Consider the following 12,720-nt stretch of genomic DNA (forward strand, 5'->3'; position numbering starts at 1 on the left):
CCGCCCCCGGACTTCTTGAGGAAGTCCGGGGGCGGTTGCACAAAAGGGAGTTGTGTGGGAACGGCTCCTACAGGGCGACACCGAGGAGGGCGTCGACGGCGCGGGAGACCAGTCCGGGGGCGGAGTCGTCGTCGCCGCCCTCGGCCGTCTGCCGTGCGGCCCAGCGGTCCACCGCGGCGAGCGCGGCGGGGGTGTCCAGGTCGTCGGAGAGGGCCTCGCGGAGCTCCTCGACGAGCGCGTCGGCGGACGTGCCGTCGGGGCGGGACACTGCGGCGCGCCAGCGGCCGACGCGCTCCACGGCGTCCTGGAGGACCTGGTCGGTCCACTCCCAGTCGGCGCGGTAGTGGTGGGAGAGGAGCGCGAGCCGGATGGCGGCCGGGTCGACGCCGTCGCGGCGGAGCTTGGAGACGAAGACCAGGTTGCCCTTGGACTTCGACATCTTCTCGCCGTTCAGCGCGACCATGCCAGCGTGCACGTACGCCTTGGCCATCGGGTACTCGCCGGTGAGGGTCTGGGCGTGGGAGGCACCCATCTCGTGGTGCGGGAAGATCAGGTCGGAACCGCCGCCCTGCACGTCGAAGCCCATGCCGAGGTGGTCGAGGGCGATGGCGACGCACTCGATGTGCCAGCCGGGGCGGCCGGGGCCGAGGCTCGCGCCGTCCCAGCTCGGCTCGCCCTCGCGGGCGGCCATCCAGAGCATCGGGTCGAGCGGGTTCTTCTTGCCGGGGCGCTCCGGGTCGCCGCCGCGTTCGGCGGAGAGGTGGCGCATCAGCTCGGCGGTGTAGTTCGAGACCTGCCCGAAGTGCGGGTCGGCGTCGACGGAGAAGTAGACGTCGCCCTCGAGCTCGTAGGCGGCGCCCGTCTCCCGGAGCCGCTCGACGAGCGGGACGATGCCCGGTATGGCCTCGACGGCGCCGATGTAGTGCTGCGGGGGCAGCATCCGCAGGGCGGTCATGTCCTCGCGGAACAGGGCGGTCTCGCGCTCGGCCAGGCCGACCCAGTCGACGCCGTCGCGGATCGCGCGCTCCAGGAGCGGGTCGTCCACGTCCGTCACGTTCTGGACGTAGTGCACCTGCCGCTTGGTGTCGAGCCACACGCGCTGAACGAGGTCGAACGCGTTGTAGGTCGCCGCGTGACCCATGTGGGTCGCGTCGTACGGCGTGATGCCGCAGACGTAGATACGGGCGACGGGGCCGGGGGCGAGGGTGACTCGTCCGCCGGTCGCGGTGTCGTGGATCCGGAGGTCGCGGCCCTTGCCGGGAAGGGCGGGGACCTCAGAAGCGGGCCAGGCATGCATGACCCGAGCGTAACCGGACAGGTGTTCCGGATACGAACCGGATCCGGGATCTTGACCAATTAGGCACTCTTGCGGGTCGGCGGCGTGCGTGCATACCCCCCAGGGGTGCCCACCCCCGCCCATGCCTTGGCCGAAACCTTTCGGTCCGGCTCAGACGGGTGGCCAGGGGATCGCCGGCCACTGTCCCGACGGTTCCGGATGCCGCCCCGTGGCGCACAGGGCCTCCACGCGGGCGCGTACCGCGGCCACCTCGGCGGCGGTCAGCAGTTCCGCCAGACGGGCGGCGAGCGCCGCTCCGGGGGCCAGGGAACGGCCGAGGCCGTCGAGCACCCCGGCCGCCTCGGCGGGCAACTCCTCGCCCGCCCAGCCCCACAGCAGCGTCCGCAGCTTGTCCTCGACGTGGAAGGTCACCCCGTGGTCGATCCCGTACAGACGACCATCCGGGGTCGGCAACAGGTGCCCGCCCTTGCGGTCGCCGTTGTTGATGACCGCGTCCAGGACGGCCAGCCGCCGCAGATCGGGGGTGTCCGCGTGCACCAGGAGCGCGGTGCGGTCCTCGTCCACCTGGGCCGGCCCGACGGCCTTCCAGCCCTCGCCGGCCTCGTCGTCCTCGGTGAGGGCCAGCAGCCGCGCCCCGGGGTCCGCCTCGATCCACAGCTGGACCATGCCCTCCCCGTACGGCCCGTCGCGGAGCACCGTCGGCGGGATCAGCCCCCAGCCGGTGGCCTCGGAGAGCTCGTACGCGGCGACCTCGCGCTGCGCGAGGGTGCCGTCGGGGAAGTCCCAGAGCGGCTGCTCCCCCGCGACGGGCTTGTAGACGCAGGCCGCCTCACGGCCCTCGTACGCGACCGAGCAGTACAGCACGGCGTTGGACGCCTCGCGGACCCGGCCGCGCACGGTCAGCTCACCGCGGGCGAGCAGCTCGGCGTCCGGCGGGATCGGGGGGCTGCTGCTCATGCTCCGCGACGGTATCCGTTCTGGCGCGGGCAGACGTGCCCCTCGGGGTCCAGCGGCAGGCTGCACAGCGGGCACGGCGGCCGGCCCGCGTTGACGACGTCCAGGGCCCGCTTGGCGAAGGCCCGGGCCTGGGCCCCGCTGAGGCGGACCCGCAGCATCGGCGGGCCGTTCTCCTCGTCCTGGAGCAGCCGCTCCTCGGCCTCGGCGAGGTCCTCCTCGGAGTCCACGTCGAGTTCCACGAGGGCCTGCGCCTCGACGATCATCCGCTGCTCCTCGCCGTCCCAGGCGAGCGCCATGGTGCCCACCCGGAACTCCTCCTCGACGGGGGCGTCGAGCGGGGCCGTGTCGGCGATCTCGGCGGGCGCGACGGCGGGGACCGGGGCGTTGCCCCCGGTGCGGCGCACGACCTCGTCGAGGAGTTCGTCTATGCGCTCGGCGAGTGCGGCGACCTGTGTCTTCTCCAGGGCCACGCTGGTGACCCGGCCGGAGGCCGAAGCCTGGAGGAAGAACGTACGGCGGCCAGGCAGCCCGACCGTGCCGGCCACGAACCGCTCCGGCGGGTCGTAGAGGAACACCTGACGGGACACGTTCCCGACTCCCTTGGGTCTCGACAGTCGTACTACAGCGGCGCGTCCACCCTACTGCTCACGGGGATCACGGTGCGCCCGCACCACCCCCGACCTCCGCCGTCCCGCCGGCGTCGGGGTGGTCGCGGGGGGCGAGAGCCGCGAAGTCCCCCGTGTCGCCGAGCCGGACGAGGAAGGGACGCAGGCGCGTGTAGCGGATGACGGTGACCGAACACGGGTCGACGTGGATGCGCTGGAAGAGGTCGAGGTGGAGCCCCAGGGCGTCCGCGACGATCGACTTCACGATGTCCCCGTGGGAGCACATGAGGTACGTGGCGTCCTCGCCGTGCTCGGCCTCCACGCGGGCGTTCCAGTCGCGCACCGCCTCGACGGCGCGGAACTGCATGGCGCGCATGGACTCGCCGCCCGGGAAGGCAGCGGAGGAGGCGTGCGCCTGGACGACGTCCATCAGGGGCTCGTCGTTCAGCTCGGCCAGCTTGCGGCCGGACCAGTCCCCGTAGTCGCACTCGTTGATCCGGTCCTCCACGTGGAACGGGAGGTCCGGGCGGGCGCCCAGGAGCGGCCGCAGGGTCTCCTGGCAGCGCTGGAGGGGGCTGGAGACGGCGGCGGCGAGCGGGACGCCCGCGAGGCGGCCGGGGAGGGCCGCGGCCTGCGCGGCCCCGCGCTCGTCGAGCGCGATCCCGGGCGTGCGCCCGGCGAGGACCCCGGAGGTGTTGGCGGTGGAGCGTCCGTGCCGGACGAGGATCAGCGTGACCATGCGGGCCAGCCTAGGTCCTGTCGTGCCGGTCGGGCCGGGCCGGCGACGCCCGGCACCCCGAACTTCCCGCACGCGTGCGGGGCGGGCCGAGCTGCGGGCCGGCCGCCATCGGCGGCCGCACGCGCGTGCGTGGCGGGGCCGTTCGGGGGAGAATGCGCCGCGTGATCGTGGACTCTGCCATCTACCGCGACGGGCGCCGCACGGACGGGCCCGCCGACCTCTCCGACGCCCTGGAGGAGGCCCGGGCGACCGGGGACGCCTTTCTGTGGGTGGGGCTGCACGAGCCCACGGCGGCGGAGTTCGACCATGTCGCCTCGGAGTTCGCGCTGCACCCGCTGGCCGTTGAGGACGCGCTGAAGGCACATCAGCGGCCCAAGCTGGAGGTCTACGACGACTCGCTGTTCATGGTCCTCAAGCCGATCGTGTACGAGCCGGAGAGCGACCGGGTGTCCTCCGGCGAACTCATGATCTTCGTGGGCGACTCGTTCGTCGTGACGGTCCGCCACGGCGGGGGCGCGCCGCTGATGGCGGTGCGCAAGCGCCTGGAGGCCGACCCGAAGGTCCTGCGGCACGGGCCGACGGCGGTGCTGTACGCGGTGAGCGACGCGATCGTCGACCACTACCTCGACGTGACGGCCGAGCTCCAGGTCGACTTGGAGGAGCTGGAGGCGGACGTCTTCGCGCCCACCGGGGGCAATCCGGCGAACACCGCCGAGCGGATCTACACGGCGAAGCGGCAGGTCCTGGAGTTCCGCCGGGCCAGCGGGCCGCTGGCCGGCCCGATGGCCCGGCTGACGGCCGGCACCGTGCCGTTCGTGAACGAGGAGGCCCAGCCCTTCTTCCGCGACGTCAACGACCACCTGCTGCGCTCCAACGAGCAGGTGGAAGGGCTCGACCGGCTGCTGTCCGACGTGCTCTCGGCCCATCTGGCACAGATGGGGGTGCGCCAGAACGACGACATGCGGAAGATCTCGGCGTGGGCCGCCATGGCCGCCGTCCCCACGATGGTCGCCGGGATCTACGGCATGAACTTCGAGCACATGCCGGAGCTGCGCTGGGAGTGGTCGTACCCGGCCGTGATCATCGTGATGACGGGCATCGTCATCACGCTGTACCGGGCCTTCAAGCGCCGCGGCTGGATGTGAGGCGGGGCGGCCTCAGAAGGCGGGGGCGGGGACCGCGGGACCGCCGAGCGCGTCGAGCCGCTCCGGCATCCGCAGGCTCACCATCCGGTGCCAGCCGGCCGCCCGGTCGTACGCGTACACGCCGTGGATGCCGGCGGCCAGGACGGCCGCCTTGGGCCGGGGCCACTCCAGGATCCGCCGCATGTGCCGCATGACGGCGAGGCTGACGTCCCGGTAGACCGTGATCTCGGCGAGCGCCGACTCGCGCAGGGTCCGCTGGATGAGCCGGCCGTGGCCCGCGCGGGCGAGCCGGAGCAGCTCCTCGTGGCAGTAGGCGAGGTGGTTGTCCTCGTCGTTGCAGATCATCCGGATCGCCTTGCCGAGCTCCGGGTGGTCCCCGAAGTACTTCACCAGGAGCTGCATCTGCTCGGCGGCGCGCTCCTCGGTGACCCTGCTGTGCGCGAGGTAGACGACGACGTCCTCCTCGGTCAGCGGCTCGTCACGGCGGAGCTTGTCGTGCGCGAGGCCGATCCCGCGCTCTTCCAGCAGCATCGTGTAGTCGGTGTCGGGCGGTACGGGGACGGGTTCGAGGCCGCGCTTCCTCATCAACGCGTTGAAGATCCGGCCGTGCTTGTCCTCGTCGGCGCCGTGCCGGGTGATCTTGGGCGTGAGATCCCGCATCCCGGGGGCGACGAGTGCCGCGATCCGGGCGTTCTCCCAGCCGCCCTGCGCCTCGCCGCTCGCGGCGATGGAGCAGAAGAGCCGGAACGACTCGTCGTTGTCGATGATTTCCTGGAACAGGCCCTTGGCCGTGAGCATCGCCGCCACCTCCGTGCGGACGCCCGCACTCCGGTACGTCCGGGAAGAACGAGTCAAGTCCGGTCCCGCGCGGCGGGCAACAGCAGGGGTCGACAGCTCGGCCGAAAGAGTGAGACCCGGGGGCGTAACCGGGGACCCCCCGCCGGCGTTGTGCTGCATGACGGCCGTGGCGGGGAAGACCCCCGAGCCCCCACCACGGCCGCAGAACCCTTCTCGGCGGAACTACGCCAGTCCGGCGTGCTCCATCGCCTCCACGCCCGCCCGCAGGGCCGCCAGCCTCTCGTCGAGGGTGAAGCCGGCCGGGGCGAGGGTGAGGGTCGTGACCCCGGCCTCGGCATAGGCCGTCATCCGCTCCGCGATCCGCTCGACGGAGCCGAGCAGCGTGGTCTGGTCGATCAGGGAGTGCGGGACGGCGGCCGCGGCCCCCGTCTTGTCGCCGGCCAGGTACTTGTCCTGGATCTCGGCGGCCTCCTTCTCGTAGCCCATCCGCTGCGCGAGGTGGTTGTAGAAGTTCTGCTTGCGGCTGCCCATGCCGCCGACGTACAGCGCGGTGTACGGGCGGAAGACGTCGGCGAGGGCGCCGACGTCGTCGCCGAGGGCCAGCGGCAGCGTCGGGCAGACGTCGAAGCCGTCCATGGTCAGGCCGGCCTTCTCGCGGCCCGCCCGCAGGTGACGGAGCGCCGTCTCCTCCAGGTGGTCGGCGGAGGGGAAGATCAGCAGGGCGCCGTCGGCGATCTCGCCGGTCTGCTCCAGGTTCTTGGGGCCGATCGCGGCGATGTAGAGCGGGATGTGCTCGCGCTCCGGGTGGACGGTGAGCTTGATGGGCTTGCCCGGGCCGTCCGGGAGCGGCAGGGTCCAGTGCTCGCCCTCGTAGCTGAGCCGCTCGCGCGTCATGGCCTTGCGGACGATCTCGACGTACTCGCGGGTCCGGGCCAGCGGCTTGTCGAACCGCACGCCGTACCAGCCCTCGGAGACCTGCGGTCCGGAGACGCCGAGACCGAGGCGGAACCGGCCGCCGGTGAGCGAGTCGAGGGTGGCGGCGGTCATCGCCGTCATGGCGGGCTGCCGGGCCGGGATCTGCATGATCGCGGAGCCGACGTCGATCCGTTCGGTCTTCGCCGCGACCCAGGCGAGGACCGTCGGGGCGTCCGAGCCGTACGCCTCCGCGGCCCAGCAGACGTCGTAGCCCAGCCGGTCCGCCTCCTGGGCGACCGCGAGGTTGTCGCCGTCCATGCCGGCGCCCCAGTAGCCGAGGTTGATGCCGAGCCGCATTCCACACACCCCTTACCCATCGGTAACGTCCCTGTGGGCGGGACTCTAGCGCGCGGTCGGGGCATCCGTCAGGGCACGGTTGTCCACAGGCTCTCTCCGCGTGGTGCCCTGGCCAGTAATCTCGCGCCCATGGAGCAGAGGCATCTCGGACGCACCGGCCTGCGCGTGTCGCGCATCGGACTCGGCACCCTCACCTGGGGCCGGGACACCGACGAGCACGACGCCGCCGAGCAGTTGAAGGCGTTCTGGGACGCGGGCGGCACCCTCGTCGACACCGCCGACGTGTACGGCGGGGGCGAGGCGGAGTACCTGCTCGGCCGGCTGATGGACCGGCTGGTGCCCCGGCAGGACCTCGTCCTGTCCACCAAGGCCGGCAGCGTCCCCGACCCCGACCGGCGCACCGACGGCTCGCGCGGCCATCTGCTCGCCGCGCTCGACGACTCCCTCGCACGCCTCGGCACCGACCACGTCGACCTGTGGCAGCTGCACGCGTACGACCCGTACACGCCGCTTGAGGAGTCCCTCCAGGCGCTCGACATCGCCGTACGTACCGGGCGCGCCCGGTACGCGGGCGTCGCCAACTTCTGCGGCTGGCAGCTGGCCAAGGCCGGCACCTGGCAGCTCGGCGGTGACCGCACCCGGCTCGCCGGGGCCCAGCTGGAGTACTCGCTGCTCCAGCGCGGCGTGGAACGCGAGGTGCTGCCCGCCGCCCTCGACCTCGGCATAGGTCTGCTCCCCTCGTCGCCCCTGGGACGCGGCGTCCTGACGGGCAAGTACCGCGCCGGGACCCCCACGGACTCGCGCGGCGCCTCCGAGACGATGGCGCCCTTCGTCGAGCCCTACCTCGACGACGCCGCGGGCCGGATCGTGGACGCGGTCACCACCGCGGCCGACGGCCTCGCGACGACCCCCCTGCACGTGGCCCTCGCCTGGGTCCGCGACCGGCCCGGCGTGACCGCGCCGATCGTCGGCGCGCGCACGGCACGCCAGCTCACGGCCGCGTTGTCGGTGGAGACCCTTAGTCTTCCTGACGAGATCTGCCGAGCGCTCGACGATGTGTCGGCGCCCGTGCACCGCTATCCGGATCACGACTGGAGCACCTTGTGACCGAGCCTTCCGGGGAGACCGCGCCCGAGGCACCCGAGGACGCCGAGCCCACCCCCGACCTCCACGAGGAGGCCGTACCGGACGCGACCCCCGAGGCCACCACCGACGCACGGGAGCCCGGCGCGGGCGATGCGGCCGTCCAGGAGGCCGACTCGGCCGACGGCGAAGCCGGTGAGGCCGGGGACGCCGGCGCGGCCGACGTGGATGCCGAGGAGACCGACACGGCCGAGGGCGAGGGCGAGGCCGGAGCCGAGAGCGAGGAGGCCAAGGCCGCCGACGCGCCCGAGTTGAGCGACGCGCAGGCCGAGCTCGCCGCGCAGCGGGAGCTGCGGGCGAGGATCGAGGCGCGGAAGGCGGAGAAGGAAGGCACTGTGGCGAGCGGTGCCAAGCTGAGCGGCACCGCGGCGGACCTCCTCGCGGCGGTACGGGCCGTGGAGGGGGGCGCGGCCTCGGGCGGCACGTTCTTCGAGGCGGCCGAGCCCGCCCCGCGGCGCCCCTCCCCCGAGGCGGCCCCGGCCATGACCGTGCGGCCGGCCGCCCCGGAGCGGCCCTCGGCACCGGCGCCCGCCACCACGGCGGCCGTGCGGGAGGTGCTCGCCAAGGGCGGCGCGCCCGAGGCGCTGGCCGGACAGGTGGCCGCCGTGCTCGGCGAGGGCGCGGCCGCGGCCCTGGGCGAGGACCCGTGGCAGCTGCTCGCGGTGCCCGGCGTGCGGCCGGAGCAGGCCGACGGTTTCGCGCGGGCGCTGCTCGGCGCCGCGTGCGGCCCGGACGACCCGCGCCGGACCGTCGCGCTCACCGTGTGGCTCCTGGAGCGGGCCGCGCTCCAGGGACACACGGCGCTGGAGATCCAGGCCGTGCGCGCCGGGCTCGCCGGGCACGCGGTGCCGGACCCCGACCAGGCCGTCGAGACGGCCGTCTCCGAGGGCGCGGTCCTCGTCTTCCAGGAGGAGGAGACCCCGGAAGAGGAACCCGGCGAGGACGAGGAGGAGTCGGCGGAAGCGCCGGCCCCGCCCGCCGCCGAGGGGCCGGCCTCGCCCGTGCTGCTCGGGCTCGACCGGTACGCGATGGCGGAGGAGAGCCTCGCGGACGGTCTGGCCCGTCTGGTCAGGACCGCGACGGCCCGGACCTGGGAGGGCCCCGAGCTCGATCGGGCCGCCGGTGCGCACGGACTCGTCCTGCACACGGGCGGCGAGGCGTCGCGCGCCGAGCCGCTGGCACTCGCCGCGGCGGCCCGCGAGCGGGGTCTGCGGGCCCTGGTCGCCGTCCACAGCGACGCGGCCCGGCGCGGGCCGGGCGCCGCCGGAGCGGCCGTGGTGACGGTCGCCGGGCTGCTCTCCGGGACGTCCGGTCCCGGGCGCGACGAGGACGGCGCCCTCGCCCTGGACCTGCTGGTGGTGCTCGACGCGCCGCAGCTGGACGTGGAGACGGCCGCCGTCCTCGTGGAGTCGCTGCCGGACGGCTGCCGTCTGGTGCTGAGCGGCGACCCGGAGGTGCTGGGCGCGCCCGGCGCCGGACGGGTCTTCGCCGACGCGCTCGCGGCCGGGGTGTGCCCCCGGATCGCCTCGCGCCTCCCCGACCCGGGGCCGCTGGGCGAGCTGGTGTCGGGCATCGGGATCGGCGAGCTGAACCAGGTGGCGGCCCCCGACAAGGAGGTCGTGATCGTCCCCGTGCGGGACGCCGGCGAGGCCGTGCACCGTACGGTCCAGCTGGTGGCGGACTCGGTGCCCCGGGCGATCGGCGTGCCGTCCGACCAGACCCAGGTGGTCACGGTCGGCCACGGCGGCTCCGCGGGCACGCGCGCGCTGAACGCCGCCCTCAAGCAGCGGCTCAACCCCGGTCCCGGCCGCTTCGGCGGCTACGACCCCGGCGACCGGGTGGCGTACGCACCGGCGCCGGGCCGGACGGTCACGGGGACGGTCCTCTCGGCCGACGCCGAGGGGCTGCGGCTGCGCTGCGGGGACGAGGACCTGCTCGTACCGAAGGAGCGGGTGGAGTCGGCGCTGCGGCACGGCTGGGCGCTCACCGCGCACCAGGCGGCCGGGGCGCGCTGGCCCGCCGTGGTCGTGGTGCTGCCCGGCGACGCCGCCGGCGGTCTGAGCCGGCCCTGGGTCTACACGGCCTTCGGCCGCGCCGAGCGCCACCTCTCGGTGGTGCACGGAGTGGACCAGGCCCTGGCCCGCGCGGTGGCCGAGGAGGTCGCTCCGGAGCGCACCACACGGCTGCGTCCGCTTCTGGAGGGACTGCTCGCCACTCCCGAGGAGTAGACGAAAACCCGGGACCGGGACGGCCGGAGGGCCGGGGACATCGCGCTGAGCGACGTCCCCGGCCCTCCGGCGTTCCTGGTGGTCTGGGTTGGTCCCGGGGAGCCCGGGTAGTCCCGGGGGGCCCAGGGGCCCGGGGGGCCCAGGGGCCCGGGTAGTCCCGGGGTCCCCAGGGGTCCCGGGTAGTCCCCAGGGGTCCCGGACGGTCCCTTGGGGGCTTTCCGTGTTCCTCAGGAACCGGCGCCCGCGTGCTCGCCCGCGCCGGCGACGGCCCTGCGCCCGTCGGGCCCGGCGTCTCCCCCGGCCCCGGCGTCCTCCACGTCCTCGTCCTCGTCCTCGTCGAAGACGGAGCTGACGTCGAAGCGGCAGACGATCCGTTCGGGGTCGGCGTGCTCGAAGGGGGCGTTGAGCCACTCCCCCGGTTCCGGGAGCTCGTCGGCGGCGGTGACCCACAGGGTGGAGTCGCCCTCCTCCAGGCCGAACTCCTTGTGCCGGGAGGCGATCTCGTCCGGCTCGTACTCGCCGAAGAGCACCCCGATCGCGGCAAGCGGCGACACGGCGGCCCTGCCGGCCGCGCCGGGGGTGTCCCCGTCGCCGTCCAGCTCGGCGAGACGCCGGGCCTGGGCGAGCAGGCGCTGCGGTTCCGCCACGGCATAGTCGCGCCGGATCAGGAGGCTGAGGGCATGAGGTTCGTCAGGTCCGGCGTACGGCGGCAGCGCGCCGTCCGCTCCGGGGATCTCGAAGGGCGTGACCTCGTCGTAGCGGTCGTAGAGGAGTTCGTCGTACACCTCGGCCGCCGCGGCGAGGGCGTTGAACGCCTCGTAGACGGCCGTGTCGTCGTCTCCCGTGCGGAGTTCGACCGCCGCGAGGTGACGGTCCAGTGCGGTCTTGACCGCCTCGGCGGCGGCACGTACCTCGGCAGCGGTGGGCTGCGCAGCATCAGACATGGGACAGACGCTATCCGTACCGGGCCCATGCCCGCACAATAGATGCGATGCCGGAATACGAATTTGTCGATGTGTACGTGCCGCGCGGTGTCTCCCGCAAGGAGGCGACGCGCCTGCTGACCGACCACGCCGAGTACGGACACTGGGAGTTGGACCGCCTGAGCCTGCACCGCGACGGGAGCCGCAGAGTACGGCTCAAGCGGCGGATCATCCGCCAGGTCCGGGCGACCTGGTAGCGGTCACAGGACAACGAGAAGGGGCCCCGCGGTCTGCGGGGCCCCTGTGCGTGGTGCGTCCGGCGCGACGCGGTCAGGCGGCGCCGCGGCTGCGCCGGTAGATCAGCGAGCCGGCGAGCAGCAGCCCGGCCCCGGCGGGAACGATCACACCGAGGGGACCCGAACCCGTCTCGGCCAGCTCCTCGACGGGCTTCGGCGGAGTGACGACGTGCGTACCGGGCGTGTTCGGCCCGCCCTCGTCGCCGGGCGTACCGGGAGTGCCGGGCGTACCCGGAGTTCCGGGAGTGCCGGGGGTGCCGGGCGTACCCGGGGTGCCAGGCGTACCAGGGGTGCCGGGAGTCCCCGGAGTACCCGGAGTGCCGGGGGTTCCGGGCGTACCCGGAGTGCCGGGCGTGCCAGGGGTACCCGGGGTGCCGGGCGTACCCGGCCCCTCCTCGCCGTACCCCGTGTCCCCGCCGTCGTCCCCGTAGCCGCCGTCGTCGCCGTATCCGCCGTTCCCGCAGTCGTTGTCCGCGACGGCGTTGCCCAGGCCGACGCCCGTGAAGCTGTTGCCGCACGCGTTGACGGGGATGTCGATGGGGACCTGGACGTGGTTGCCGGAGGCCACGCCGGGAGAGCCTCCGGCGTGGCCGCCGACGGAGGAGCCGCCGCCCCGAGGGGAGGTGTTGGCACACTTGTTGCCCATCGCCGGATTCATGAGTCCGACGACGTTGACGGTGTTTCCGCAGGCGTTCACCGGTACGTGGACCGGGACCTGGACGGTGTTTCCGGACGCGACGCCCGGGGAATTCGTGGCCGTACCGTTCGCGCCGGAATCGGCGTGCGCATATCCGCCGCCGACGGCGGCGAAAACGCCTCCGGCGGCCGCGACGGTGATAAGGCCCTTGCGCGTGACCTGTCGCATAGCTGTTCCCTGCCTGCTCGGCTTCGAAAGAGTGCCACCGGGTGGAAACACCCGGGGCGGAAATGGCCACCGGCCCCGGAGTGCATGGCACGCACTCCGAGGCCGGACCGGCTCACACCCTCACGGGGCGAGGCGCAACGTCAGGCGTTGACGCAGGTGTTGCCGAAGGCGGGGTTCAGCAGGCCGATCACGGAGACCGTGTTGCCGCACAGGTTCACGGGAACGTGAACCGGCACCTGGACGACGTTGCCCGAGAGGACACCGGGGGAACCGATGGCGGCACCCTGGGCACCCGCGTCGGCGACGGCCATGCCCGCACCCGCGAGAACGAGACCGCCAGTGGCAGCCGCAGCAGCGACGACCTTCTTGATCATTATTCCTCCTAGTTGGCAATGCGGCCCCAGCCGCGGACCGCATCACCTGTAACGAGGGGGAATGGTGGGGGCTACGAG

General features: G+C 73.6%; 13 protein-coding genes. 4 read left to right on the plus strand and 9 right to left on the minus strand.

From position 1 onward, the window contains the following. Positions 1-67: 67 nt before the first annotated feature. The 4 genes from mshC to ACFVZH_RS24020 form a co-directional block, all read right to left on the minus strand. Positions 68-1,297, minus strand: coding sequence for a cysteine--1-D-myo-inosityl 2-amino-2-deoxy-alpha-D-glucopyranoside ligase (mshC, locus tag ACFVZH_RS24005; protein ID WP_384900095.1), 1,230 nt, complete (start codon positions 1,295-1,297; stop codon positions 68-70). Between the two features lie 150 nt (positions 1,298-1,447). Then, positions 1,448-2,254, minus strand: a complete 807-nt coding sequence (locus ACFVZH_RS24010; protein WP_384900097.1) for an SCO1664 family protein — start codon at positions 2,252-2,254, stop codon at positions 1,448-1,450. After that, complete coding sequence (locus ACFVZH_RS24015) at positions 2,251-2,841, minus strand: DUF3090 domain-containing protein (RefSeq protein ID WP_384900098.1); 591 nt, start codon at positions 2,839-2,841, stop codon at positions 2,251-2,253. The genes ACFVZH_RS24010 and ACFVZH_RS24015 overlap by 4 nt, the downstream gene beginning before the upstream one ends. A 67-nt stretch (positions 2,842-2,908) precedes the next feature. Beyond that, a complete protein-coding gene (locus tag ACFVZH_RS24020) occupies positions 2,909-3,598 on the minus strand; it encodes a histidine phosphatase family protein (protein WP_384900100.1) in 690 nt (229 codons plus the stop codon). Between the two features lie 152 nt (positions 3,599-3,750). On the opposite strand from ACFVZH_RS24020, the gene corA reads away from it, so the two are divergent. Continuing rightward, positions 3,751-4,743 (plus strand): magnesium/cobalt transporter CorA, encoded by a 993-nt coding sequence (corA, locus tag ACFVZH_RS24025; protein WP_384900102.1) that lies wholly within the window; start codon positions 3,751-3,753, stop codon positions 4,741-4,743. 12 nt (positions 4,744-4,755) lie between these two features. Here the strand turns inward: corA and ACFVZH_RS24030 are convergent, their stop codons facing one another. After that, positions 4,756-5,541, minus strand: a complete 786-nt coding sequence (locus tag ACFVZH_RS24030; protein WP_384900104.1) for a ferritin-like domain-containing protein — start codon at positions 5,539-5,541, stop codon at positions 4,756-4,758. A gap of 222 nt (positions 5,542-5,763) precedes the next feature. Continuing rightward, positions 5,764-6,813, minus strand: coding sequence for an LLM class F420-dependent oxidoreductase (locus ACFVZH_RS24035; RefSeq protein WP_384900106.1), 1,050 nt, complete (start codon positions 6,811-6,813; stop codon positions 5,764-5,766). A 129-nt stretch (positions 6,814-6,942) separates the two neighbouring features. Here ACFVZH_RS24035 and ACFVZH_RS24040 point away from each other — a divergent pair, with 129 nt between their 5' ends. Both ACFVZH_RS24040 and ACFVZH_RS24045 read left to right on the plus strand, forming a co-directional pair. After that, positions 6,943-7,920: an aldo/keto reductase gene (locus tag ACFVZH_RS24040; protein ID WP_384900107.1), complete on the plus strand. Its 978-nt coding sequence runs from the start codon at positions 6,943-6,945 to the stop codon at positions 7,918-7,920. Next, positions 7,917-10,184, plus strand: coding sequence for a helix-hairpin-helix domain-containing protein (locus ACFVZH_RS24045; RefSeq protein WP_384900109.1), 2,268 nt, complete (start codon positions 7,917-7,919; stop codon positions 10,182-10,184). Before ACFVZH_RS24040 ends, ACFVZH_RS24045 begins: the two co-directional genes overlap by 4 nt. Positions 10,185-10,411: 227 nt before the next feature. Here the strand turns inward: ACFVZH_RS24045 and ACFVZH_RS24050 are convergent, their stop codons facing one another. Continuing rightward, positions 10,412-11,128, minus strand: a complete 717-nt coding sequence (locus ACFVZH_RS24050) for a hypothetical protein (protein WP_384900111.1) — start codon at positions 11,126-11,128, stop codon at positions 10,412-10,414. A 47-nt stretch (positions 11,129-11,175) separates the two neighbouring features. Here ACFVZH_RS24050 and ACFVZH_RS24055 point away from each other — a divergent pair, with 47 nt between their 5' ends. Beyond that, positions 11,176-11,364, plus strand: a complete 189-nt coding sequence (locus tag ACFVZH_RS24055; protein WP_015032473.1) for a DUF5703 family protein — start codon at positions 11,176-11,178, stop codon at positions 11,362-11,364. Between the two features lie 73 nt (positions 11,365-11,437). Here ACFVZH_RS24055 and ACFVZH_RS24060 read toward each other — a convergent pair whose 3' ends face one another. Both ACFVZH_RS24060 and chpH read right to left on the minus strand, forming a co-directional pair. Next, a complete protein-coding gene (locus ACFVZH_RS24060; RefSeq protein ID WP_384900114.1) occupies positions 11,438-12,268 on the minus strand; it encodes a chaplin in 831 nt (276 codons plus the stop codon). A 140-nt stretch (positions 12,269-12,408) separates the two neighbouring features. Continuing rightward, positions 12,409-12,642, minus strand: coding sequence for a chaplin ChpH (gene chpH, locus ACFVZH_RS24065; protein WP_030218232.1), 234 nt, complete (start codon positions 12,640-12,642; stop codon positions 12,409-12,411). Positions 12,643-12,720 lie beyond the last annotated feature (78 nt).

Origin of the sequence: Streptomyces sp. NPDC059534, assembly GCF_042743475.1 — a bacterium.
Lineage (GTDB): Bacteria > Actinomycetota > Actinomycetes > Streptomycetales > Streptomycetaceae > Streptomyces.

What these genes read in the sequence shown, in the direction of transcription:
- mshC (WP_384900095.1), bottom strand. Translation starts at nt 1,297, where the DNA reads ATGCATGCCTGGCCCGCTTCTGAGGTCCCCGCCCTTCCCGGCAAGGGC.
- ACFVZH_RS24010 (WP_384900097.1), bottom strand. Translation starts at nt 2,254, where the DNA reads ATGAGCAGCAGCCCCCCGATCCCGCCGGACGCCGAGCTGCTCGCCCGC.
- ACFVZH_RS24020 (WP_384900100.1), bottom strand. Translation starts at nt 3,598, where the DNA reads ATGGTCACGCTGATCCTCGTCCGGCACGGACGCTCCACCGCCAACACC.
- corA (WP_384900102.1), top strand. Translation starts at nt 3,751, where the DNA reads ATGCGCCGCGTGATCGTGGACTCTGCCATCTACCGCGACGGGCGCCGC.
- ACFVZH_RS24030 (WP_384900104.1), bottom strand. Translation starts at nt 5,541, where the DNA reads ATGCTCACGGCCAAGGGCCTGTTCCAGGAAATCATCGACAACGACGAG.
- ACFVZH_RS24035 (WP_384900106.1), bottom strand. Translation starts at nt 6,813, where the DNA reads ATGCGGCTCGGCATCAACCTCGGCTACTGGGGCGCCGGCATGGACGGC.
- ACFVZH_RS24040 (WP_384900107.1), top strand. Translation starts at nt 6,943, where the DNA reads ATGGAGCAGAGGCATCTCGGACGCACCGGCCTGCGCGTGTCGCGCATC.
- ACFVZH_RS24050 (WP_384900111.1), bottom strand. Translation starts at nt 11,128, where the DNA reads ATGTCTGATGCTGCGCAGCCCACCGCTGCCGAGGTACGTGCCGCCGCC.
- ACFVZH_RS24055 (WP_015032473.1), top strand. Translation starts at nt 11,176, where the DNA reads ATGCCGGAATACGAATTTGTCGATGTGTACGTGCCGCGCGGTGTCTCC.
- ACFVZH_RS24060 (WP_384900114.1), bottom strand. Translation starts at nt 12,268, where the DNA reads ATGCGACAGGTCACGCGCAAGGGCCTTATCACCGTCGCGGCCGCCGGA.
- chpH (WP_030218232.1), bottom strand. Translation starts at nt 12,642, where the DNA reads ATGATCAAGAAGGTCGTCGCTGCTGCGGCTGCCACTGGCGGTCTCGTT.